General features: G+C 60.4%; 19 protein-coding genes. 14 read left to right on the top strand and 5 right to left on the bottom strand.

Annotated elements, in window-relative coordinates; genetic code table 11:
• Window positions 1-36: 36 nt before the first annotated feature.
• Window positions 37-957 carry a zinc ABC transporter substrate-binding protein ZnuA gene (locus tag DCO47_RS05310; protein WP_116657673.1) on the top strand — a complete coding sequence of 307 codons (921 nt, stop codon included), beginning with the start codon at window positions 37-39 and terminating at the stop codon, window positions 955-957.
• Between the two features lie 90 nt (window positions 958-1,047).
• On the opposite strand, the gene DCO47_RS05305 is transcribed toward DCO47_RS05310, so the two are convergent.
• Together DCO47_RS05305 and DCO47_RS05300 are read right to left on the bottom strand one after the other, a co-directional pair.
• Complete coding sequence (locus DCO47_RS05305; protein ID WP_065616456.1) at window positions 1,048-2,001, bottom strand: homoserine kinase; 954 nt, start codon at window positions 1,999-2,001, stop codon at window positions 1,048-1,050.
• 53 nt (window positions 2,002-2,054) lie between these two features.
• Window positions 2,055-2,345 (bottom strand): DUF2782 domain-containing protein, encoded by a 291-nt coding sequence (locus tag DCO47_RS05300; RefSeq protein ID WP_116657653.1) that lies wholly within the window; start codon window positions 2,343-2,345, stop codon window positions 2,055-2,057.
• 74 nt (window positions 2,346-2,419) lie between these two features.
• Between DCO47_RS05300 and polA the strand changes: the two genes are divergently transcribed.
• Entirely contained in the window at window positions 2,420-5,224 is a 2,805-nt protein-coding gene (gene polA, locus DCO47_RS05295; protein WP_116657652.1) for a DNA polymerase I, read from the top strand.
• 403 nt (window positions 5,225-5,627) lie between these two features.
• Here the strand turns inward: polA and yihA are convergent, their stop codons facing one another.
• The gene (yihA, locus tag DCO47_RS05290) at window positions 5,628-6,272 is read right to left on the bottom strand and encodes a ribosome biogenesis GTP-binding protein YihA/YsxC (RefSeq protein ID WP_116657651.1); all 645 of its coding nucleotides are present in this window, start codon (window positions 6,270-6,272) and stop codon (window positions 5,628-5,630) included.
• Window positions 6,273-6,463: 191 nt separating this feature from the next.
• Between yihA and DCO47_RS05285 the strand changes: the two genes are divergently transcribed.
• The 7 genes from DCO47_RS05285 (at window position 6,464) to DCO47_RS05250 (ending at window position 13,733) form a co-directional block, all read left to right on the top strand.
• Window positions 6,464-6,769, top strand: coding sequence for a cytochrome c5 family protein (locus tag DCO47_RS05285; protein ID WP_039757140.1), 306 nt, complete (start codon window positions 6,464-6,466; stop codon window positions 6,767-6,769).
• A gap of 30 nt (window positions 6,770-6,799) precedes the next feature.
• Entirely contained in the window at window positions 6,800-7,411 is a 612-nt protein-coding gene (locus DCO47_RS05280; protein ID WP_083353908.1) for a cytochrome c, read from the top strand.
• A gap of 199 nt (window positions 7,412-7,610) precedes the next feature.
• Entirely contained in the window at window positions 7,611-8,252 is a 642-nt protein-coding gene (locus tag DCO47_RS05270; protein WP_042608291.1) for a thiol:disulfide interchange protein DsbA/DsbL, read from the top strand.
• 14 nt (window positions 8,253-8,266) lie between these two features.
• Window positions 8,267-9,145, top strand: coding sequence for an endonuclease/exonuclease/phosphatase family protein (locus DCO47_RS05265; RefSeq protein WP_116657650.1), 879 nt, complete (start codon window positions 8,267-8,269; stop codon window positions 9,143-9,145).
• Window positions 9,142-11,160 (top strand): GGDEF domain-containing protein, encoded by a 2,019-nt coding sequence (locus DCO47_RS05260; RefSeq protein WP_116657649.1) that lies wholly within the window; start codon window positions 9,142-9,144, stop codon window positions 11,158-11,160. Before DCO47_RS05265 ends, DCO47_RS05260 begins: the two co-directional genes overlap by 4 nt.
• Before the next feature lie 101 nt (window positions 11,161-11,261).
• Entirely contained in the window at window positions 11,262-12,044 is a 783-nt protein-coding gene (locus tag DCO47_RS05255; protein ID WP_116657648.1) for an N-acetylmuramoyl-L-alanine amidase, read from the top strand.
• A gap of 75 nt (window positions 12,045-12,119) precedes the next feature.
• A complete protein-coding gene (locus tag DCO47_RS05250; protein WP_064365233.1) occupies window positions 12,120-13,733 on the top strand; it encodes an EAL domain-containing protein in 1,614 nt (537 codons plus the stop codon).
• Here DCO47_RS05250 and DCO47_RS05245 read toward each other — a convergent pair.
• Together DCO47_RS05245 and algB are read right to left on the bottom strand one after the other, a co-directional pair.
• Complete coding sequence (locus DCO47_RS05245) at window positions 13,730-15,520, bottom strand: ATP-binding protein (protein WP_116657647.1); 1,791 nt, start codon at window positions 15,518-15,520, stop codon at window positions 13,730-13,732. The two genes, DCO47_RS05250 and DCO47_RS05245, sit on opposite strands and share 4 nt — an antisense overlap.
• A 10-nt stretch (window positions 15,521-15,530) precedes the next feature.
• Complete coding sequence (gene algB / locus DCO47_RS05240) at window positions 15,531-16,877, bottom strand: sigma-54-dependent response regulator transcription factor AlgB (protein WP_116657646.1); 1,347 nt, start codon at window positions 16,875-16,877, stop codon at window positions 15,531-15,533.
• Window positions 16,878-17,305: 428 nt separating this feature from the next.
• Here algB and DCO47_RS05235 point away from each other — a divergent pair, with 428 nt between their 5' ends.
• The 5 genes from DCO47_RS05235 (at window position 17,306) to DCO47_RS05215 (ending at window position 21,773) form a co-directional block, all read left to right on the top strand.
• Window positions 17,306-17,590: a hypothetical protein gene (locus DCO47_RS05235; RefSeq protein WP_039757148.1), complete on the top strand. Its 285-nt coding sequence runs from the start codon at window positions 17,306-17,308 to the stop codon at window positions 17,588-17,590.
• Window positions 17,591-17,665: 75 nt separating this feature from the next.
• A complete protein-coding gene (locus tag DCO47_RS05230; protein WP_003177151.1) occupies window positions 17,666-17,830 on the top strand; it encodes a DUF1328 domain-containing protein in 165 nt (54 codons plus the stop codon).
• Window positions 17,831-17,832: 2 nt separating this feature from the next.
• A complete protein-coding gene (locus DCO47_RS05225) occupies window positions 17,833-18,297 on the top strand; it encodes an inhibitor of vertebrate lysozyme family protein (RefSeq protein WP_042608286.1) in 465 nt (154 codons plus the stop codon).
• A 715-nt stretch (window positions 18,298-19,012) separates the two neighbouring features.
• Complete coding sequence (gene gltP / locus DCO47_RS05220; RefSeq protein WP_083353904.1) at window positions 19,013-20,344, top strand: glutamate/aspartate:proton symporter GltP; 1,332 nt, start codon at window positions 19,013-19,015, stop codon at window positions 20,342-20,344.
• 199 nt (window positions 20,345-20,543) lie between these two features.
• Complete coding sequence (locus tag DCO47_RS05215; RefSeq protein ID WP_042608285.1) at window positions 20,544-21,773, top strand: nucleoside recognition domain-containing protein; 1,230 nt, start codon at window positions 20,544-20,546, stop codon at window positions 21,771-21,773.
• Window positions 21,774-21,851: the final 78 nt, after the last annotated feature.

The following is a 21,851-nucleotide window of genomic DNA, read 5'->3' as shown; positions in this document are numbered from 1 at the left end:
TTATGTTACCCGTTCTCGCTTCCTTGAGTGGTCATCGTGTCCCGACTTTTTTCTGTTTTTGTGGCCTTTGTTGCCGTTTTTCTGCTGACCGGTACGGCTCAGGCCGAGGTCAAAGTGCTCACCAGCATCAAACCGTTGCAGTTGATTGCCGCTGCCGTGCAGGACGGCGTGGCGACTCCCGAGGTGCTGTTGCCACCGGGTGCCTCGCCGCACAATTACGCCCTGCGCCCCTCCGACGTACGGAAGGTGCAGTCGGTCGATCTGCTTTACTGGATCGGCCCGGACATGGAAGGCTTCCTGCCGCGGGTGCTCAGCGGTCGCAGCCTGCCGAGTGTCGCGGTGCAGGATCTGCCGGGGCTGAAATTGCGCCATTTCGGCGCAGACAACCATTCCCACGCCGAAGAGGCCGATGAGCATGACCACGACCATCGCCCCGGCTCGCTGGACGCGCACTTATGGCTGTCACCGATCAACGCCCGGGTGATCGCCGACAAAATGGCCGCCGATCTCAGCGCCGCCGACCCGGCCAATGCCCAGCGTTATCAGAGCAACGCCAAAGCCTTCGATGAACGTCTGGGTGCGCTGGATCAGCGCTTGAAGAAGCGTCTGGCCAATGTCGAAGGCAAGCCGTACTTCGTCTTTCACGAGGCGTTTGATTATTTCGAAGACGCTTACGGCTTGAAGCACGCCGGGGTGTTCGCCGTCGCGGCTGAAGTGCAGCCAGGCGCTCAGCATGTGGCGGCGATGCGCAAGCGCTTGCAGGAAGTGGGCAAGACTTGCGTATTCAGCGAGCCACCGTTGCGTCCGCGTCTGGCGGAAACGCTGGTGGCCGGTTTGCCGGTGAAACTGGCCGAGCTGGATGCGCTGGGTGGGTACACCCCGGCGACGGCTCAGGGGTATGAGCAGGTGCTGGAAAAACTCGGCGATGATCTGGCCGGATGCCTGGAATCGCTTTAGGGCTGATTCGGCTTCGCCTCAATCGCGAGCAGGCTCACTCCTACATTTGGAATGCATTCCCTTGTAGGAGTGAGCCTGCTCGCGATGCTTTTAAAGGGCGAAAGGCAACGGTGTGCTGACCTTCTGCCGCTGTGCCAGTCGCTGCTCGAACTCCCGCGGATCGTGAATCAACACGTCCTGCCCGGCGAACTGCTCGGCGGCGATCAAGCGTGACAGCCAGAACCGCACACAAGCCACGCGCAGCATCGTCGGCCACAGTTCAGCTTCCGCCGCCGTGAATGGGCGCAGCGCGGCGTAGGCACCGAGAAACGCTCGGGCCCGCGGGCCATCGATCACACCCGCTTCATCCGAGCACCAGTCGTTCAACGCGATTGCCACGTCGTACAGCATCGGCCCCGAGCAGGCATTGTAGAAGTCGATCAACCCGGTCAGGTGCGTGCCTTCGAACATCGCGTTGTCGCGGAACAGATCGGCGTGGATGTTTGCCCGCGGCAGCGCGAGAATTCTTTCCTTCTGCGCGGTGATTTCGTCCAGCGCCTTTTGCAGCAAGGCCTGCGGCTCTTCGCTCAAGTGGGACAACAACTCGCCGCCCTCCTCCAGCATCCAGTCCAGACCGCGATCGGTCTTGCGCTTGATCATGCGCTCGCCCTGGGTCGCCAGGTGCAGATGTGCCTGCAATTCGCCGACCTGGGCGCAATGCTGGGCATTGGCGACCTTGATGTGCTTGCCCGACAGGCGCGGTTGCAGCAGCGCTGGCTTGCCTTTGAGTTCACGCAACGCCACGCCGTCACTGGTGCGCAGGGCATACGGCACCGGCAGGTCGGCTTCGTGCAGCACGTCGAGCAGGTCGATGAAGAACGGCATCTCCTGCACCGGACCGCGCTCGACCAGGGTCAGAACGAATTCGCCCTGCTCCAGGCTGATAAAGAAGTTGGTGTTTTCGCTGCCGGCGGCGATCCCCTGGAAATCAAGCAGGCGGCCAAGCCCGTATGGGGCGAGAAAGGTTTCCAGCTCGGGCCGAGCCAGGGGAGTGAACACAGACATGTCTTAACTGCCAGTACGGGCGCCGCAACGGCGGCGCCGGGTGAATTAAAAACCTACTTCCATTCGAAGATCTTCCATGACGGGATCAGCATATCCGGCTGATCCGAGCGGATGAAATTGGCATCCGTCCCGTCGGCGCGCACCAGAAAATAAGGTTTCCCATTCTTTGGCGTGACCTTTATCGCATACAGCAAACCGTTCTGACGGTACTCCTGAATGGTCTTGTCGCCCTCCGTGCGGATAGTGACATCGGGGTCGCCGCCCGGCGCATCATCCGCCGCGATCGCGACCAGTGGTGAGACAGCGATCAACCCGACCAGCAGCAAGCGATTTAACGTACGCATGATAACCTTGTCCCTTTGTCGTCAACGGTCCCGCTATTCTAGCCCCGGACCCGCCGAAAAGGTTGATCCTGCTCATGAGCCAAGCCCCCCTCGTCCTGGTGGACGGTTCGTCTTACCTGTACCGCGCCTTTCATGCACTGCCACCACTGACCACGTCCAAAGGCCTGCCGACCGGTGCGGTCAAAGGCGTGCTGAACATGCTCAAGAGTCTGCGCAAGCAGTACCCGGACAGCCCCTTCGCCGTGGTGTTCGACGCCAAGGGCGGGACATTTCGCGATGAGATGTACGCCGAATACAAGGCCAACCGCCCGAGCATGCCCGATGACATGCGCGTGCAGATCGAGCCGCTGCACCAGAGCGTGATCGCCCTCGGCTTCCCGCTGCTGTGCGTGGACGGCGTCGAGGCCGACGACGTGATCGGCACCCTGGCGCGCAGCAGCGCGGCGGCGGACCGCCCGGTGATCATCTCCACCGGTGACAAGGACATGGCGCAATTGGTCGACGGCCACATTACCTTGGTCAATACCATGTCCGGTAGTTCGATGGATGTGGAGGGCGTCAAAGAGAAATTTGGCGTCGCACCGGAGCAGATCATCGATTATCTGGCGCTGATGGGCGATTCCTCCGACAACATTCCGGGCGTGCCGGGCATCGGCCCGAAGACGGCGTCCGGGCTGCTGGTCGGCGTTAACGGCGGTCTGACCGAGCTGTACGCCAACCTCGACATCGTGCCGACCCTGCCGATTCGTGGGGCGAAAACCCTGGTGGCCAAGCTCGAAGAGCACAAGGAAATGGCTTTCCTCTCCTATCAACTGGCAACCATCAAGATCGATGTGCCGCTGGATATCGGCCTCGATGATCTGCAGATGGGTCAGGAAGACCCGGCCAGACTCTACGAGCTCTACACCCTGCTGGAATTCAAGAGCTGGCTCAACGACCTCGATCGCGATGCCAAACGCCTGGAACTGAGTGCGGTTGCCGAACCTGCGCCCACCCATGATCTGTTCAGCGCCCCACCCGCCGAGGCAGCCGCTGCTCCGGTCGAAGCCGCGTATGAAACCATCCTCGATCAGGCCCGCTTTGACGTCTGGCTGGAAAAACTGCGCAACGCCAAGCTGATCGCTTTCGACACCGAAACCACCGGCATCGACGCGCAGCGGGCACAACTGGTCGGTCTGTCGTTCGCCGTACAGGCCAACGAAGCCGCCTACATTCCGCTGACCCACTCCTACATCGGCGTACCGGAGCAACTGGATCGCGACACCGTGCTGCGCGCACTCAAGCCGATCCTGGAAGACCCGAACAAGCTCAAGGTCGGCCAGCACGCCAAGTTCGACATGAATATTCTGGCCAACTGCGCCATCGGCGGCGACCAGAACGAAGGCATCAGCGTGCGCGGCATCGCCTTCGACACCATGCTTGAGTCGTACGTGCTCAACTCCACCGCGACCCGTCACGATATGGACAGCCTCGCGCAGAAGTACCTCGACCACACCACGGTGAGCTTTCAGGACATCGCCGGCAAAGGTGCCAAGCAACTGACCTTCGACCAGATCGCCCTGGAACAGGCCGGTCCCTACGCCGCCGAAGATGCCGACATCACCCTGCGTCTGCACCAGGCTCTGTTCGAGAAGCTAAGCGCGATTCCGAGCCTGGCCAGCGTGCTGACCGACATCGAAATCCCGCTGGTACCGGTGCTGGCGCGCATCGAGCGCCAGGGCGCGTTCGTCGATGCCGAGCTGCTCGGGATCCAGAGCATCGAGCTGGGCAACAAAATGGTCGCGCTCGAGCGAGAGGCCTTCGAGATTGCCGGGGAGGAATTCAACCTCGGCTCGCCCAAGCAACTGGGCGTGATCCTCTATGAAAAGCTTGGCCTGCCGGTGCTGAAGAAAACTGCCAAAGGCCAGCCGTCCACCGCTGAAGAAGTGCTGGCGAAACTCGCCGAAGACGATCACCGCTTGCCGAAAGTGCTGATGGAGCACCGTTCGATGAGCAAGCTGAAAAGCACTTACACCGATCGCCTGCCCGAGCAGATCAACCCGCGCACCGGGCGCATCCACACGTCCTATCATCAAGCCGTGGCTTCGACCGGTCGCTTGTCCTCCAGTGATCCGAACCTGCAGAACATCCCGGTGCGCACCGCCGAAGGCCGGCGCATTCGTCAGGCGTTCGTCGCGCCGAAGGGTTACAAACTGCTGGCGGCGGACTACTCGCAAATCGAGTTGCGGATCATGGCGCACCTGTCCCGCGACGAAGGCCTGATGAACGCCTTCCGCAACAACCTCGACGTGCACACCGCGACCGCCGCCGAAGTGTTCAAGGTCGAGCTTGAGCAAGTGACCTCGGACCAGCGCCGCAGCGCCAAGGCGATCAACTTCGGTCTGATCTATGGCATGGGCGCGCAGAAGCTCGGCAAGGACATCGGCGTCGACACCAAGACCGCCAAGGCTTACATCGATACTTACTTCGCCCGTTATCCAGGCGTACGCGAGTACATGGAGCGCACTCGCGCACAGGCGGCCGATCAGGGCTACGTCGAAACGTTCTTCGGTCGTCGCCTGTACCTGCCGGAGATCAACTCGAACAAGCCGCAGGAACGCGCCGCCGCAGAACGCACGGCGATCAACGCGCCGATGCAGGGCACGGCGGCGGACATCATCAAGAAAGCCATGGTCGCCGTGGACAACTGGCTGGCGACGTCGGGGCTGGATGCCCGGGTCATCCTGCAAGTGCACGATGAACTGGTGCTGGAGGTTCGCGAGGATCTGGTCGGGCAGGTCAGCACCGAGATTCGCCTGCACATGAGCGAAGCGGCGAAACTGGACGTGCCGCTGCTGGTGGAAGTCGGCGTCGGCAACAATTGGGATGAGGCGCACTGAGCAGGGTGCAGCGTGGCCGCGACACGGCGTCGCGGCAAGCCCGGGAAACCGGCTTAGACCGATAAATGCTTGAGGCTATTCCAAAGCTTTTTGAAAAAAATCTGAACTAATCTGCCGCTGGAACACTCAGAGGTACTGAATGGCTGGTGAAGCCCTTCGATGCTCCTATGTTGTGTTAAGTGTTGGCAGATATCTGAACCCCGCCCTAGCGGTTCGGAACTTAGACCCCGGAATTCTCCCTCCCCAATGAATCCCGGGGCTTTTTTTGCCTCAAAACTGGCTGTGATGCCGTCATGCTGCGTTAAAAGCACCGCTAAAAATGCTCATTTAGGTTCCCTAAACTCCGCTTTTTAGCGGTGCTTTTGCCTTGCCTGACAGCACCACAGACAGTTTTGAACTTGTCTTACTCGGCGGCGGCCTCGGTGTTTTTGTCTGCCAGTTCCATCCAGTCGGCCAGTACGGTGTAAGCCTCTTCCAGGCCCATGCGTTTTGGCGCGGAGAACAGTTGGATGGTGATCGAGTCGCCCCAGCCTTTGCGGATTTCAGACTGTACTTTCAGCAGTGTGTTCTTGGCTGCGCCGTAGGTGAGCTTGTCGGCCTTGGTCAGCAGGATGTGCATCGGCATGCCGGCGGCGACGGCCCAATCGAGCATCAGCAGGTCGAAGTCGGTCATCGGAGGGCGGATGTCCATCATCAGAATCAGACCTTTCAAACTCTCCCGACCGCCGAGGTAAGCCTCGAGGTGGCGCTGCCAGTGTTGCTTGAGCGGGATCGGTACTTTTGCATAACCGTAGCCCGGCAGGTCGACCAGACGGCGATCATCGTCTAGCTTGAAGAAGTTCAACAGCTGTGTGCGACCCGGAGTTTTCGAGGTGCGCGCCAGGCTGGCGTGGGTCAGGGTGTTCAGCGCGCTGGATTTGCCAGCGTTGGAACGACCGGCAAACGCCACTTCGAAGCCTTCGTCGTCAGGGCATTGATCGACTTTGGCGGCACTGAGCATGAATGTGGACTGTTGGCACAGGCCGAGGATGGGATTCTTGAGTTGCATGGGATTTCCGATGTGGGCGGCGCCGGGAATGGGCGCGGAACGCGGTGTCGCTTCCGTTTCAGTGACGCCAGTATATAATGCCGCAGATTTTGTGTGTGCTTTGTCCCAGCGAAGGATGAAGTTCACGAGAGCGCCAGACTTTGATTGCGCATTAGAACGCAGAACGCTCTCAACCCTGAAAAGGTCGTTTTATGACGAAATGGCTGCTGGCTGCCGGAGTCTTGGTGCCGCTTTACAGCGCACAGGCTACACAGGATCCGGAAGCTGTGTACAACCGTGTTTGTGGTGCCTGTCATTCCGGCCAACTACCCATGGCGCCCGCAAGAGGCGATCAGGAAGCTTGGACGCCGAGGTTGGCGAAAGGTATGGGGACGCTGGTGCAACACGTGACCCAGGGTTTCAAGGCGATGCCGCCGCGTGGTTTGTGCATGGACTGCAGTGCCGAGGATTACCAGGCCATCATCCTGTGGATGAGCGAGAGTAAGCCCGGTCCATAACTTAACCCTTAGCCGTAGTTGGATTAGCTGATGAACAAATTGATCGTGAGTCTGCTGTTGACCGTGGGAATTTCAGGCGTCGCCCATGCTGCCGGCGATGCCGCAGCAGGCCAGGCCAAAGCTGCCGTGTGCGGGGCCTGCCATGGCCCGGACGGCAACAGCATGGCGCCGAACTTTCCGAAACTGGCAGGTCAGGGTGAACGCTACCTCGACAAGCAATTGCACGACATCAAGTCGGGCAGACGCGTGGTTCTGGAAATGACCGGGCTGCTGACCAACCTGGATGATCAGGATCTGGCCGATATCTCCGCATACTTCGCCAGCCAGAAAGGCAGCGTCGGCGCCGCCGATCCGAAGATCGTCGCGCGCGGTGAAGCGCTGTTCCGTGGCGGCAACCTGGAAAAAGGCCTGCCAGCCTGCACCGGTTGCCACTCGCCGAATGGCGCCGGCAACGCCGCCGCAGGCTTCCCGCATCTGGGTGGCCAGCACGCTCAATACATCGCCAAGCAACTGACCGATTTCCGCAAGGAAGTCGACGGTCGCGCCAATGACGGTGATGCCATGACCATGCGCACCATCGCGCGCAAGCTGAGCGACGAAGACATCGCTGCGGTTTCCAGCTACATCCAGGGCCTGCACTGAGGGCCTTGTTCGAGTGTTGAGCGAGGCGCGCAACGCCTGCCACGTTAACGCTCGATTAATCCTTCGCAGCAAGTATAAAAAGGGTGGCTTTGGCCGCCCTTTTTTGTGGCCGCTGCCGTTACACTACAGCACTCATGCCCGCCAGGATCTGTGTCGAAACAGGTCGAGCGAGGCGACCCAAATTGTCCAGGAGTAAAGCATGCGTAATCTGATCATCAGCGCCGCCCTCGTCGCTGCCAGCCTGTTCGGCTTCACCGCCCAGGCCGCTGAAGCCCCTGCCGCCCCTTATGTCGAACTGGCCAACCCGGTCCCGGTTGCAGTGCCTGGCAAGATCGAAGTGGTCGAGCTGTTCTGGTACGGCTGCCCGCATTGCTACGCCTTTGAACCCGTCATCAACCCGTGGGTTGAAAAACTGCCGTCCGACGTCAACTTCGTGCGCATTCCGGCGATGTTCGGCGGACCGTGGGACGCTCACGGCCAGATGTTCCTGACCCTCGAAGCGATGGGTGTCGAGCACCAGGTTCACGCTGCGGTCTTCAACGCCATTCAGAAAGAACACAAGAAGCTCACCGACAAGAACGACATGGCTGACTTCCTCGCCACTCAAGGCGTGGACAAGGACAAGTTCCTCGCCACCTTCGACTCGTTCGCGATCAAAGGTCAGATCAACAAGGCCAAAGAGCTGGCCAAGAAGTACGAAATCACCGGCGTGCCAACCATGATCGTCAACGGTAAATACCGCTTCGACATCGGCTCTGCCGGCGGTGCCGAGCAAGCATTGAAGCTGGCTGACGATCTGGTCGCCAAAGAGCGAGCGGCTAACAAGGCGGCTGCCAACTAAGCGCGGCATTCGCCATGCGCCGCTGGAAGTCCGAACGCATCGTTGGCCTGCATGATCCGCAGGTCAACGAGCATCATCTGGCGTCTACGGGCCTGCCCGCAGACCAGCGTCTGCGCTTGCTCAGTTTCAACATTCAGGTCGGCATCAGCACCGAGCGCTATCGGCATTACCTGACCCGCAGCTGGCAGCATCTGCTGCCGCACACCGGGCGTTCCGGCAATCTGCAGAAGATCGGTGACCTGCTCGGCGACTTCGATCTGGTCGCCCTGCAGGAAGCCGATGGCGGCAGCCTGCGTTCGGGCTACGTCAATCAGGTCGAGCACCTGGCCCACCTCGGCGCCTTCCCCTACTGGTATCAACAACTCAATCGCAACCTCGGCCGGCTGGCCCAGCACAGCAATGGCGTGCTCAGTCGCCTGAAGCCGTGGGCGATCGAGGATCACCCGCTGCCCGGTCCAAAAGGTCGCGGCGCAATCCTGCTGCGCTTCGGCGAAGGTCCGGAAGCGCTGGTGGTGGTGGTGATGCATCTGGCCCTTGGCGCGCGGACGCGCAGCCTGCAACTGGCCTACATTCGTGATTTGATCAGCGGCTACAAGCATCAGGTGCTGATGGGTGACATGAACACCCACGCCAGCGACCTGCTCGAACACTCGCCGTTACGCGATCTCGGCCTGCTGGCCCCGCAGGTGGAAGCGACCTTCCCCAGCTGGCGCCCACAGCGTTGCCTTGATCATATTCTGCTCAGCCCGACCCTGACCCTGGAAAAGGTCGAGGTGCTGGCCCAGCCCATTTCCGATCACCTGCCGGTCGCGGTGGAAATTCGTCTGCCGGGTTCGCTCACGGCCGACGCATTGCCCGCGTTGAGCCCTGCCCCTCGCGGAACCTGTGAATGAGCGACGACGCCCAGCGCTGGAAAGAGAAGTACCTCAAGAGCATCGAACAGCAGGACAAGCTCGAACGCCGCTGGGCCGCGCGACTCGACCTGCTGCGGCGCGGGCTGGTGCGCAGCACGCTGGCGGCCGAAGGCACCGACAAGGCTGTCGATCAGTGCATGAAGGAAATGCGCGAAGTCGTGCGCACCGATGACATGGACGCAGGGCTCGCCGCCCTGCTGCCGCGCCTGGAAAAAGCCGTGCTCGATTCCGAGCAACGCCGCGAAACCCGCATCGATCAGGTCAGCACCTCGTTGACCGCGCTGGTCACCCAGTTGCAGGCCCTTCCCTTGCCGCGGGAAGTCGCGCAACCGCTGAAGAAATTTGCCAAACAACTGGACAGCCGCGTCGGTCAGGCGCGGGAAATGCCCCTGCTGCTGAGCGAGCTCAGTGGCTTGCAGGGCAAGGCCTTGAGTCAGTTGGAAACGCCTGCCGAACCGGGCCGACCGGGGTTGTTGCAGCGTCTGTTTGGCAGTCGCGAGAGTGAGGAAACCACCGCACCCGCGGCAGACATTCCAGCACCACCCGTGCCGCAGCCGGTCGAAGCTCAGCAACCCGAACCGCAACCCACGCAAACGGCAGCGGTCACAGACCCTGAACCGGCGATTGAGGCTCCCGCCGCGACCGTCCAGACGCCTGTGCAGGTCGCGCCCGAACCGGAAGTCGTCGCGTTCACGACGCCTGTTGTCACTGTTGAAGCCGAGCCAGTGCAGCTTGAGCCAGGCGCATCCGTGGCGCCAGGCCCCTCGGTACAATCGCCCGCCACCGAGGCAGTCAATCCCGACGAACTGAGCCACCCCGGCGATCCGTCCGCGTTGATTCTCGATAGCCTGCCCTTGCCCGAGCCGATCGCCCAGGCTTTGGCCGCCATCGACCCGGATCAGCCGGAACACGACATCCTCTTCGCCTTGCCGGACTCGCCGGAGCCGTCCTACAGCTCCGTGGCCAGGCATATCGAAGACACGCTGATCGGCCTGCTCGACGACCTGACCCTGCCCGAGCGTCATCGGCCCCAAGCCGAAGCCATGCGCGAACGGCTGAAGCACGGCTTGAACTGGTACGAATTGCTGCCGATCCTCGACGATCTCGCAACCTTGATGCTGGCGATTACCGACAGCGGTCAACATGAGTTCGAAGCCTATCTGCAACAGCTCAACGAACGCCTCGAAGCGTTTCAGAGCAACCTGCAAGCGGCCAGCGAAGGGCATGCCGACAACAGCTCGGCGGCGCGGGCCATGGATTCGCAGATCCGTGAACAGGTCGACGGCTTGCAGAGCAGCGTCCAGCAAGCTGCCGACCTCGATGACCTCAAGCATGTGCTGGAGAATCATCTGGAAGGCCTGCTCGGCACCATGGATCAGCACCAGAAACAGCGCGACGCCCGCGAGCAGGAAGTCGCCGCCAGACTGAAGAGCCTGTCGGAGCGCGTGGCGCATATGGAACAGGAAGCTCTGGGTTTCCGCGAACATCTCGAGGAGCAGCGGCAGAAAGCCCTGATCGACCCGCTGACCGGCCTGCCCAACCGCGCGGCGTGGAGTGAACGCCTCGAGCATGAAATCCAGCAGTGGCAGCAACACGGCAATACCTTGAGTCTGGCCATGCTCGACCTCGATCACTTCAAGCGCATCAACGACAGCTACGGCCACCTGGCCGGCGATAAAGTCCTGAAGATCATCGCCACGGTGCTGCGCAAACGCCTGCGCGGCTCGGATTTCATTGCTCGCTTCGGCGGCGAAGAGTTCGTGCTGTTACTGCCGGCAACGCCGCCAGCGGCAGGCGCGAAGCTGCTGGAAACCCTGCGTGCGGCGATTGAGGCCTGCCCGTTTCACTTCAAGGGCGAGCGGGTGACCATAACGATTTCCATGGGACTGGCTTGTTTCAGGGTGGGAGAACACAGCGATCTGGTGCTGAAAAGAGCCGATCAGGCGCTGTATCGGGCGAAAAACGCCGGACGCAACCGCGTGGAGCTGGGCTGAGGCAATTGTTCCATTTTGTTTAAATCCGCCCGCTGGCGGACTCTGGCCAGATCCGTACGTTACACTGTTGCATTATTGTCTTTTGCGTATCGTCCTTTGCCATGAAATTCTTTGCCCTGTTTGCCTCGCTGCTCGTCCTCGCTGGTTGCGCCAGCGGCCCGCGCTACGACACCAGCCATCCTTCGACCAATTACGACAGCCGCATCCAGTTCGTCGTGGTGCATTACACCTCGGCATCGCTGGAGCGTTCGCTGCAATTGCTGACCCATGGCGAGGTCAGCAGCCATTACCTGATCGGCGATGACAAGGGCGCCACGATCTATAAGTTGATGGACGAAAACCAGCGCGCCTGGCACGCCGGCGAAAGTCAGTGGCAGGGCCGTACCTGGCTTAACTCCAGCTCCATCGGCATTGAAATCGTCAATCCCGGCTACAAGGACACCCCGACCGGGCGCCTGTGGTACCCGTACAGCGAAGCGCAAATCCAGTCACTGATCACCCTGCTCAAGGACATCAGCCAACGCAACGGCATCAGCCCCCGACACATCATTGGTCACAGCGATATAGCGCCTCTGCGCAAGCTCGATCCGGGTCCACTGTTCCCGTGGAAACGTCTCGCGGATGAGGGCTTGGGCCTGTGGCCGAACGAACAAGCCGTGGCGCGTCAGCAGGCCGTGTTCAACAGCAGTCCACTGCCGGAAATCGGCTGGTTCCAGGCGCAACTCACCCGGCTGGGCTACGACACGCCGCAGACCGGTGAGCTGGATGTAGCCACCCGCCATGTCCTTGCCGCATTCCAGATGCACTACCGTCCCGCCCGTTTCGACGGCACGCCGGATGCGCAAACGGCCGCACTTCTTTTGGTCCTCAACCAGACAAAATAATGACGCCCGCCCGACGGTCAGGGCGAAATCGTAATCAGCAGCTATAACTCATGGTAATTCTTCGGAAATTCCTTGATGGCTGCTACCCGAGAAACGCTGCGTAGCTGGTTTTATCGCCCCGGTTTTTTGGCGATGATCGCGGCTGTCCTCAGTGCCAGCCTGCTGATCGCTGGCAGTATGTTCGCGGCGATGCGGCAGATGGAGTTGCGCGAGAGCCAGGAAATGAACGCGCAGGGTGAGCGTTTCCTCGCCCGCCTCGAACAATTGTTCGGCCAGTTGCGCGAAAGCCTCGACGATCTCGAAGCCCAGCCCCTGCGCGGCTGCGACGAAGAAATGATCGCGACCTTGCAGCAAGTCACTTTCAACTATCGCTTCGTCTACGAGGCCGCCTACATGGACGCCTCGCGGTTCTGCTCCAATCGTCCGCGTCAGGAAGGCCTGTCGCTGGATCGTGCTCCGGACATCCAGGGCCCGACATACAGTTATTGGCTGAACACCACCACTGAACCTGATGAAAACCGCGCGGCGCTCATGCTCGGTCGCGGCAATTTTCGCGTCGCCACCTCGCGCGGGCATTTGACCGACATGGTCGATCTGTCGCCCGGCAGCAGCCTGCTGGTGGTGCTTGATCACGGCACTCGCGCGATCCCGGTACTTGGCTTTGCACAGGTCTGGCCGCCCACCGAACCCTGGCCACCGAAAAGTCGTGATGCACTGCAGGTGACGCAAACGCGGTTGATCTATCGCATGCCCACCGATAATCCGGAATACCAGCTGGTATTGATTACGCCGCGCACTGGCGTGCATATCCCTGCGGTGTGGTGGTGGCTGTTGCCGGTGTGCCTGATTGCCGGGGCCATTGTCGGGTTTCTGACCTTCCTGCTGGTGCGCCAGCGGCAATCGCTGGATGCCGAGTTGCACGGGGCGATCCGTCGGGGTGAGTTACAGGTGCTGTATCAACCGATCTTCGACCTCGACAGCCGCAACTGCGTCGGCGCCGAAGCCCTGCTGCGCTGGCGGCGCCCGGACGGCACGCTGACCAGCCCCGACCTGTTCATTCCGATGGCCGAGAACACCGGACAGATCCGGCAGATGACCGACTTCGTGTTGCAGCGTTTGCTCGAACAACTGGGCCAGTTATTGCGCGCCAATCCGCAGCTGTATATCTCGGTGAACCTCGCGGCGTGCGATGTCATGGTGCCGCGCATCGGCCAGGTCATGGCGCGCCTGCTGGCGCTGCACCGTGTTGCGGCGCGGCAGATTGCCTTCGAAGTCACCGAGCGCGGCCTGATCGATGTGGTCGTCGCTCGGGAAAACCTGCAAGCCTTGCGCGACGTTGGCCATCAGGTACTGATCGACGACTTCGGCACTGGCTACTGCAGCCTCGCCTACCTGCAGACCCTGCCAGTGGATTGCCTGAAGATCGACAAGGCCTTCATTGATGCGCTGGGCCATGACGCGGCAAGCAGCGGCGTCGCGCCGCACATCATTCACATGGCGCAGGCGCTGGATCTGAAGGTGATTGCTGAAGGCATCGAACTGGAATCCCAGGCGACCTTGCTCAGCAGTGAAGGGGTGAAATTCGGTCAGGGCTGGTTGTTCGCCCACGCGCTGAGCGCCGTGCAGTTCATCGAACTGATCACCCGCGGACGCCGGCTCGCAGGACGGCGTATGGACGACGAAGCCTAAACCGCCAGCGCCATGTAGAACTGGGTGCCCTGCCCCGGCCGCGAATAAACGCCCATGCGTCCACCGTGCAACTGGACGATTTCCTTGCACAGCGCCAAGCCGAGCCCGGCGCCACCCTTCTTGCGACCGACCTGCACGAACGGCTCAAAGATCCGCCCCTGCTGGCCGTAGGCAATGCCTTCACCGTTGTCTTCGACGCTGATGATCACCCGCTCGCCATGACGACGCGCCTGCAGACGGATCTGCCCGTCGCGTGCAGTGTGGCGCAGCGCGTTGTCGATCAGGTTGTCGAGGACACGATCGAGTTGCGCCTGATCGGCCTGCAAACGTGGCAACGGCCCTTGAATCTCGACGTTCAGCGCCACACCCTTGGCCGCCGCCGCTTCGGCAAAGCGCAGCTGCGCCTGCTCCAGCAAGTCCTCAATGGAACATGGCGCCAGGGTGAGTTTCTGCAAACCGTTCTGGTAGCGCGAGAAATTGAGCAAGTCGTTGATCAACTGCATCAGGCGCTGCATTTCCTCGTTGACCGTATCCAGCAGGTCAGCCTCGCGCGACTCCGCCGGAAACTTGGCCCGCTCACGAAACAGCCCGAAAGCCATGTGCATGCCCGTCACCGGCGTACGCAATTCATGGGAAGCGCGCAGAACAAATTCGCTGCGAACCCGCTCGAAGGCACGTTGTTCGGTGACGTCGTGCAGCACCATGACCGCGCCGAGAATATGCCCCTGGGTGTGGCTGACCGGCGTCAGGCTATAAGTCAGAAGGCGCGATTCACCATCGACTTCGATACTCAGATCTTCCGGCGCCCGCTCCAGCGTGCCGCCGCGCAGCACCAGTTGCAGTTGTGCATCCAGTTCCGGGCGACCGAGTGCGGTGCCCAAGCCCTGGCCGAGACGATCATCTTCCCAGCCCAACTGACGCTGAGCGACCGGGTTGAGGTGTTCGAGCTGGCCTTGGCGATCGATCATCAACAAACCGTCGTCGATACTGTCGAGCACCGCTTGCAGGCGTTGCTGACCGGCCAACAGCTCGTCGACATTCATGGCCTGGTGTTCGCGCAACGCCTCGGCCATCAGACCGAAGCGCCGCGACAGCAGGTTGACTTCCATGGCGGTGGAAATCGGCAGGGTCACGTCATAGTTACCCTGCCCTATGTTATCGGCAGCCTTGGCCAGCGCTTCGATCGGCGCGCCAAAGCGGCGGGCAATGCCTTGCGCTGTGACAAAACCGATGATCAGCACCGCCAGCCCGACCAGACCGAGCAGCCCGGCGATCAGCAAGGCACGTTCGCGGGCGGCGTGCTGCACCTCGTTGATACTGCCCAGAGCGTGCTTGTGTTCCGCAATCAAACCGTTGCGCAGGATATTGAAGCGCTCGCGGAAATCCGCGCTGGTACTGGCATCCTTCGCCGCTTCGGCGCTGACATCGAAGGAGTCGAGGAAGTTAAGGTAATCGGCCTTGGCCTGGCGGAAACCGTAAGGCTGATCTTCACTCTCCGACTGCTGGGCGATGCCTTGGTCGAGCAACTGGAAGTAATGCTGCTTGGACGCTTCGAAGGCAACGGGGTCGGGCTTTTCCGCGAGCATGATGATCAACTGATCGCCGAGGGTCTGGCGCAATTTGAGGCCCAGATCCAGGGTGACGAAGTTGCTGCGCACCAGCGCTTCCTGCGACCCGGCCATCTGCATCACGCTGACCAGCCCGAGCAGAAGCCCGAGCAAGGCCACGGTGATCAGTGCAGAAATGCTCAGGAACAGGCGCGTGCGCAGCTTGATCGCCAGTTTCATCGCGCAGTGCTCACAGGTTGTACTGCTTGCGTTTGCGATACAGGGTCGAGGCGTCGATGCCGAGGGTTTTCGCCGCTTGATCCAGTGTGCCAGCGGTGGCCAGAACCGCCCCGATGTGCGCTTTCTCCAGCTCATCCAGGCTCAGCGCCGCACCGACCCGTGGCGCGTTGTTGGCCGGTTGTTCGGCCATGCCCAGATGGCTGATTTCCACGCGTTCCTGCGGGCAGATGATGCTCGCCCGCTCGACCACGTTGCGCAGCTCGCGAATGTTGCCCGGCCAGCGATAACCGAGCAGCGCTTCGCGCGCCTCATCGCTGAAGCCGCGCGCCGGGCGCGCGTACTCTTTGACGAAACGTGCGAGGAAGCGATCGGCAAGGGTCAGGATGTCTTCGGCGCGCTCACGCAATGGCGGCAGGTGCAGGGTGATGACGTTGAGGCGATAGAGCAGATCCTCGCGGAAGCGACCGTCGCGGACCATGTCTTCGAGGTTGAGGTTGGTCGCGGCGAGAATGCGCACATCGGCCCGGCGAGTCACCGGGTCGCCCACCCGCTCATATTCCTTGTCTTGGATGAAACGCAGCAACTTGGGTTGCAACGTCAGTGGAAAGTCGCCGATCTCGTCGAGAAACAGCGTGCCACCGTCAGCCTGGTTAACCCGACCGAGCGTGCTTTCGCTGGCCCCGGTGAAGGCGCCACGGCTATGGCCGAACAGCTCGCTTTCCATCAGCTCGGCAGTCAGCGACGGACAGTTGATGGTTACGCAGGACTTCTTCTCGCGCTTGCTCCAGCCGTGGATTGCACGGGCCAGCTCACCTTTACCAGTGCCGGATTCGCCGAGGATAAGAATGTTGGCGTCGGTGTTCGCGACCTGACGGGCAGTCTCCAGTACGACCTTCATCGCCGGGCTGTGGGAATCGAGGCCGTCTTTCGGTTTACGGATCTCGCCTTCGAGGGCTTCAAGACGCGCCGACAGCTGCCGCACTTCCAGCTGCTTGGCGGTGGCCAGACGTAGTTGGTCGGGGCTGCACGGTTTGACCAGATAGTCGGCGGCGCCGGCCTGGATGGCATCAACGGCGGTGTCGACCGCCGAATGCGCGGTGACGATCACCACGCGCATCCACGGCGCCTGAATGCGCATTTGCGCAAGGACGTCGAGACCGTTGTCCTCGCCCAGGCGCAAATCGAGGAAGCACAGGTCGAAGACCTGGCGTTGCAGCAAAGCTTCGGCTTGCGCCGCGCTGTTGGCCGTGGCGACTGTATAGCCTTCGTCTTCGAGGCAATAACGAAACGTACGCAGGATGGCGGATTCATCGTCCACCAGCAGAATGCGGCCTTGTTGCTCAGTGGCAGATTCCATTTTTCCTACGCTCCATAGTGATTAGTCTTGGGTTAGTCCCGGAAAAATCGGGCAAGTTGCATGGTTGATTCTGAACGATACCAGCCATAGGAGGGTAGCTCTCTACTGCCATAACGGCCAATTCATTGATTTCGTTGAGTTTTAAAACAGTCAGCGATTTGCAGGGCAGGTCCTGCGTCCTCTTCTGACATCTGCGTACCGGTAGCAATTCCATATCATCGAAATTTCCTACGAAATAATCGTGCATTGCGCACGACCGCAGAAGAGCCATCGTGCAGGATGCGTCGCAGGAAATTTCTTAAGCGTACGTAAGCCATTGTTTTTATTGATATTTTCAGACAGCAAAAAACTGGCATGCAGGCTGCAATACCTCACTCAGCCCGGGCAGATCAGCACTGCCCCAACCGAACAAGCGTGAGGAACACAGGATGACTCGCCCAACTGCCGCCCAAGTACGTATCTCGCCACTGCAGATCCAGCAAGGTCTGTTCGGCGTACTGGCGTTGTTGATCACCCTGATCGTCTGCCAGCAATACATGAGCTGGGAAAACAGCCGCAAACCCGAGCCACTGATTTCGATGCAGCACAGCACTCAAAAGCACTTCAGTGCCGTGAGCAGCAGCCAGGCCGAAAACGCTTCGATGCACATGATCGATGTAGACCAGGCGCAACCGCTGGACCAACTGCCACGGGAAGAGCGCTGGGTTTTCTAAGTCGTTGAACAGATTCGGACGCCTGAGCGTCGGAAACCGCAAACACCCCTAAATAGAGAAGTAAGGAGAATCACCATGTTGAGCTGGGCAATTACATTCTTGATCATTGCCATCATCGCCGCCGTACTGGGCTTCGGTGGTATCGCGGGCACCGCCACGGGTATCGCCAAGATTCTCTTTGTCGTGTTCCTGGTGATGTTCATCGCTTCCTTCTTCTTTGGCCGTCGCGGCCGAGGTTAACGATGATCGGTCTCAAGACATTGGCCGCCGCCCTGCTTCTGGGCGGCAGTGCCATGGCCATGGCGGCCAATGACGGCCAGGCCCGGGTCAACGAACTGCTCGCTTCCGACGAGCAGTATCGCGAAACCTGGGAAGGTGTGATCAAAAAGGAAGAGCGCGTACCGGAGTGGGTGATCAACCTGTCCGGAACCTCTGAGCAACAGATGAATGCCGTTACGGAAGATGGCGACAAGTATCTGGTCGGTCCACTCTGCGAGAGTCAGGACAAGTGCCTGAATCACCGTTTGATCGTTGCCTTCAGCTTCGACAAGGATGACGCCTACGCCATGCTGGTCGATGTCCCGGAAGGTCTGCCGCAGGACAAGTCGCCAACGCGACACGCGACGTATCGCTTCTTCGGCAAACCTGATCAGGGCATGCAGGATCTGCTGATGGAAACCCTGAAGAAAGATCCGAAGTGGTACTGATGCAGGACGCACAGGATTCTTGAACACGAAAGCAGCGCCCCGCTGCTTTCCATTGCGCCACCCGATGAGGGCCGGTGCATGACCAGGGGGCCGGGACGTTCTGACTGCTACAGGGTCGGAGTGACCTACGGGTACAGGGAGTACCTGCGCAAGGGCCGGGTCAGGGTAAAAGCTGCGCCGCAGGTTCGTCGACCCGATGGTCTGACGAATCTGCGCTGGGCTTTGAATCAGCCAAATCATTGATCCAGCACGCTAATCCCCTTCTTCGAATCGCCGACACTGCGCGGGAAACATTTCGCGGTGTTTCCTGACGACCGTATATCGACAAAGATCGCGCTCGATTCGTGTGACTTATAGGCTTTCAATTCAGAATTTTTCCGGAAAATTCCGCCGATTCTCGCTGTGCGAAATTTAACCAGCCTACGCTGTAATGGCCGGTTCACGGCACTTATGCCGGCTGAAATGTCACAATCGAACCGCTTGGGACGCCAGTTTCAATTGAAAAAGCTCATGCCGATTCGGCATAGGGTAGGCGTTTACGGCATTAGACGGCGCCACCTTGCATCGGAATAGTTGCGCCTTTTTTCGCCTGCCGAAGAGCCGTAAATACGCACTTCGGGGCACCTTATACGGAGGCAGATGCACAGACTTTTCCGCTGATGAGCGTTCCAGTTCCTGCATGTGCCTGAGTCAAACGCAAGTAAGGGTAAAGATAATGAAGAAGGCAAAAATCAGCCTCGCCTGGCAGATCCTGATAGGTCTGGTTCTGGGGATTGCACTGGGTGCGTTGCTCAACCACTTCAGCGCCGAGAAGGCCTGGTGGATCAGCAACGTCCTGCAACCGGCAGGCGATATCTTTATCCGTCTGATCAAGATGATCGTCATCCCGATCGTCATTTCTTCTCTGATCGTCGGCATCGCCGGCGTGGGCGACGCCAAGAAGCTCGGGCGTATCGGCCTGAAGACCATCATCTATTTCGAAATCGTCACCACCATCGCCATCGTGGTCGGCCTGGCGCTGGCCAACGTGTTCCACCCGGGCACCGGCATCGACATGAGCACTCTGGGCACGGTCGATATCTCGAAGTACCAGGCGACCGCCGCTGAAGTGCAGCATGAACATGCGTTCATCGAGACCATCCTCAACCTGATCCCGTCGAACATCTTCGCAGCCATGGCCCGCGGCGAAATGCTGCCGATCATCTTCTTCTCCGTTCTTTTCGGTCTCGGCCTGTCGAGCCTGCAGTCGGACCTGCGCGAGCCTCTGGTGAAGATGTTCCAGGGCGTCTCGGAAAGCATGTTCAAAGTCACCCACATGATCATGAACTACGCCCCTATCGGCGTGTTCGCCCTGATCGCGGTGACTGTCGCCAACTTCGGCTTCGCCTCGCTGCTGCCGCTGGCGAAACTGGTGATCCTGGTTTACGTCGCCATCGCCTTCTTCGCCTTCGTGGTGCTGGGCCTGATCGCCAAGCTGTTCGGCTTCTCGGTGCTCAAGCTGATGCGCATCTTCAAGGATGAGCTGGTGCTGGCCTACTCCACCGCTTCCTCGGAAACCGTGCTGCCACGGGTGATCGAGAAAATGGAAGCCTACGGCGCGCCGAAAGCCATCTGCAGCTTCGTGGTGCCGACCGGTTACTCGTTCAACCTCGACGGCTCGACCCTGTACCAGTCGATCGCGGCGATCTTCATTGCCCAGCTGTACGGCATCGACCTGTCGATCAGCCAGCAACTGCTGCTGGTGCTGACCCTGATGGTCACCTCCAAAGGCATCGCCGGTGTACCGGGCGTGTCCTTCGTGGTGCTGCTGGCGACGCTGGGCAGCGTCGGCATTCCGCTGGAAGGCCTGGCGTTCATCGCCGGTGTCGACCGCATCATGGACATGGCGCGTACCGCACTGAACGTGATCGGTAATGCCCTGGCGGTGCTGGTTATCGCGCGCTGGGAAGGCATGTACGACGACGCCAAGGGCGAGCGCTACTGGAACTCCCTGCCGCACTGGCGCAGCAAGGAAAAACTGCCAACTGGCGAAATTTCCAAGAACTGACACAAAAACCCTGTAGGAGTGAGCCTGCTCGCGATGGCGGTGTATCAAACAACAGAGATGTTGAATGTGCCGCCCTCATCGCGAGCAGGCTCACTCCTACAGTGGACCGAGTCAGCCATACAAACCCCGGAGCAATCCGGGGTTTGTCGTTTCTGGCGACCCCGCTATCATTCGCCGCATTCTTCGGGGGATTTGACTGATGCTTAATGGCCTGTGGCTTGGCTTCTTCATCGTGGCAGCCGTGTCGGCGCTGGCGCAGTGGCTGATCGGCGGCAATGCCGGGATCTTCGCGGCGATGGTGGAGAGCATTTTCGCCATGGCCAAGCTCTCGGTCGAAGTCATGGTGCTGCTGTTCGGCACCCTGACCCTATGGCTGGGCTTTCTGCGCATAGCCGAGAAAGCCGGGATCGTCGAATGGCTGGCCAAGGTGCTCGGCCCGCTATTCCTGCGGCTGATGCCGGAAGTCCCCGCCGGCCACCCTGCCCTTGGCTTGATCACGCTGAACTTCGCTGCCAATGGCCTCGGCCTGGACAATGCCGCCACGCCTATCGGCCTCAAAGCCATGAAAGCGCTGCAGGAGCTCAATCCCAGCGCCACCATCGCCAGCAATGCGCAGATCCTGTTCCTGGTGCTCAATGCCTCGTCGCTCACCCTGCTGCCCGTGACCATCTTCATGTACCGCGCTCAACAAGGCGCGCCGGACCCAACCCTGGTGTTCCTGCCGATTCTGCTGGCGACCAGTTGCTCGACCATCGTCGGTTTTCTCTCCGTGGCCTTCATGCAACGGCTACGGATCTGGGACCCGGTGGTGCTGGCCTATCTGGTGCCCGGCGCCCTGATCCTCGGCGGCTTCATGGCGCTGCTCGGCACGCTTTCTGCCACTGCGCTGGCGGGATTGTCGTCGATCCTCGGCAATCTCACGCTGTTCGGCCTGATCATGCTGTTTCTGCTGATCGGTGCAATGCGCAAGGTCAAGGTTTACGAAGCGTTTGTCGAAGGCGCGAAAGAAGGCTTCGATGTGGCGAAAAATCTTCTGCCGTATCTGGTCGCGATGCTATGTGCGGTTGGCGTACTGCGCGCCTCTGGAGCGCTGGATTTTGGCCTGGACGGCATTCGCCATCTGGTCGAGTGGGCCGGTTGGGACACGCGCTTCGTCGACGCATTGCCGACGGCGATGGTCAAACCGTTTTCCGGCAGCGCCGCGCGGGCAATGCTCATCGAAACCATGAAGACCTCAGGCGTCGACAGCTTCCCGGCACTGGTCGCCGCAACGATTCAGGGCAGTACCGAGACCACGTTCTATGTGCTGGCGGTGTACTTCGGCGCGGTGGGGATTCAGCGAGCGAGGCATGCGGTGGGCTGCGCGTTGCTGGCGGAGTTTGCTGGTGTGGTCGGCGCCATCGGGGTCTGCTACTGGTTCTTCGGCTGATCACAGATCCACTGTAGGAGTGAGCCTGCTCGCGATAGCGGTTTTTCAGTCGCCATCATCGGTGATTGAAAAACCGCT

The organism is Pseudomonas sp. NDM (assembly GCF_003105095.1).
GTDB lineage: Bacteria > Pseudomonadota > Gammaproteobacteria > Pseudomonadales > Pseudomonadaceae > Aquipseudomonas > Aquipseudomonas moraviensis_A.
Note: the sequence above shows the minus strand (reverse complement) of the source record. Positions and strands in the feature narration are given on the sequence as shown.

What these genes read in the sequence shown, in the direction of transcription:
- DCO47_RS05305 (WP_065616456.1), bottom strand. Translation starts at nt 2,001, where the DNA reads ATGTCTGTGTTCACTCCCCTGGCTCGGCCCGAGCTGGAAACCTTTCTC.
- DCO47_RS05300 (WP_116657653.1), bottom strand. Translation starts at nt 2,345, where the DNA reads ATGCGTACGTTAAATCGCTTGCTGCTGGTCGGGTTGATCGCTGTCTCA.
- polA (WP_116657652.1), top strand. Translation starts at nt 2,420, where the DNA reads ATGAGCCAAGCCCCCCTCGTCCTGGTGGACGGTTCGTCTTACCTGTAC.
- yihA (WP_116657651.1), bottom strand. Translation starts at nt 6,272, where the DNA reads ATGCAACTCAAGAATCCCATCCTCGGCCTGTGCCAACAGTCCACATTC.
- DCO47_RS05285 (WP_039757140.1), top strand. Translation starts at nt 6,464, where the DNA reads ATGACGAAATGGCTGCTGGCTGCCGGAGTCTTGGTGCCGCTTTACAGC.
- DCO47_RS05280 (WP_083353908.1), top strand. Translation starts at nt 6,800, where the DNA reads ATGAACAAATTGATCGTGAGTCTGCTGTTGACCGTGGGAATTTCAGGC.
- DCO47_RS05270 (WP_042608291.1), top strand. Translation starts at nt 7,611, where the DNA reads ATGCGTAATCTGATCATCAGCGCCGCCCTCGTCGCTGCCAGCCTGTTC.
- DCO47_RS05265 (WP_116657650.1), top strand. Translation starts at nt 8,267, where the DNA reads ATGCGCCGCTGGAAGTCCGAACGCATCGTTGGCCTGCATGATCCGCAG.
- DCO47_RS05260 (WP_116657649.1), top strand. Translation starts at nt 9,142, where the DNA reads ATGAGCGACGACGCCCAGCGCTGGAAAGAGAAGTACCTCAAGAGCATC.
- DCO47_RS05255 (WP_116657648.1), top strand. Translation starts at nt 11,262, where the DNA reads ATGAAATTCTTTGCCCTGTTTGCCTCGCTGCTCGTCCTCGCTGGTTGC.
- DCO47_RS05250 (WP_064365233.1), top strand. Translation starts at nt 12,120, where the DNA reads ATGGCTGCTACCCGAGAAACGCTGCGTAGCTGGTTTTATCGCCCCGGT.
- DCO47_RS05245 (WP_116657647.1), bottom strand. Translation starts at nt 15,520, where the DNA reads ATGAAACTGGCGATCAAGCTGCGCACGCGCCTGTTCCTGAGCATTTCT.
- algB (WP_116657646.1), bottom strand. Translation starts at nt 16,877, where the DNA reads ATGGAATCTGCCACTGAGCAACAAGGCCGCATTCTGCTGGTGGACGAT.
- DCO47_RS05235 (WP_039757148.1), top strand. Translation starts at nt 17,306, where the DNA reads ATGACTCGCCCAACTGCCGCCCAAGTACGTATCTCGCCACTGCAGATC.
- DCO47_RS05230 (WP_003177151.1), top strand. Translation starts at nt 17,666, where the DNA reads ATGTTGAGCTGGGCAATTACATTCTTGATCATTGCCATCATCGCCGCC.
- DCO47_RS05225 (WP_042608286.1), top strand. Translation starts at nt 17,833, where the DNA reads ATGATCGGTCTCAAGACATTGGCCGCCGCCCTGCTTCTGGGCGGCAGT.
- gltP (WP_083353904.1), top strand. Translation starts at nt 19,013, where the DNA reads ATGAAGAAGGCAAAAATCAGCCTCGCCTGGCAGATCCTGATAGGTCTG.
- DCO47_RS05215 (WP_042608285.1), top strand. Translation starts at nt 20,544, where the DNA reads ATGCTTAATGGCCTGTGGCTTGGCTTCTTCATCGTGGCAGCCGTGTCG.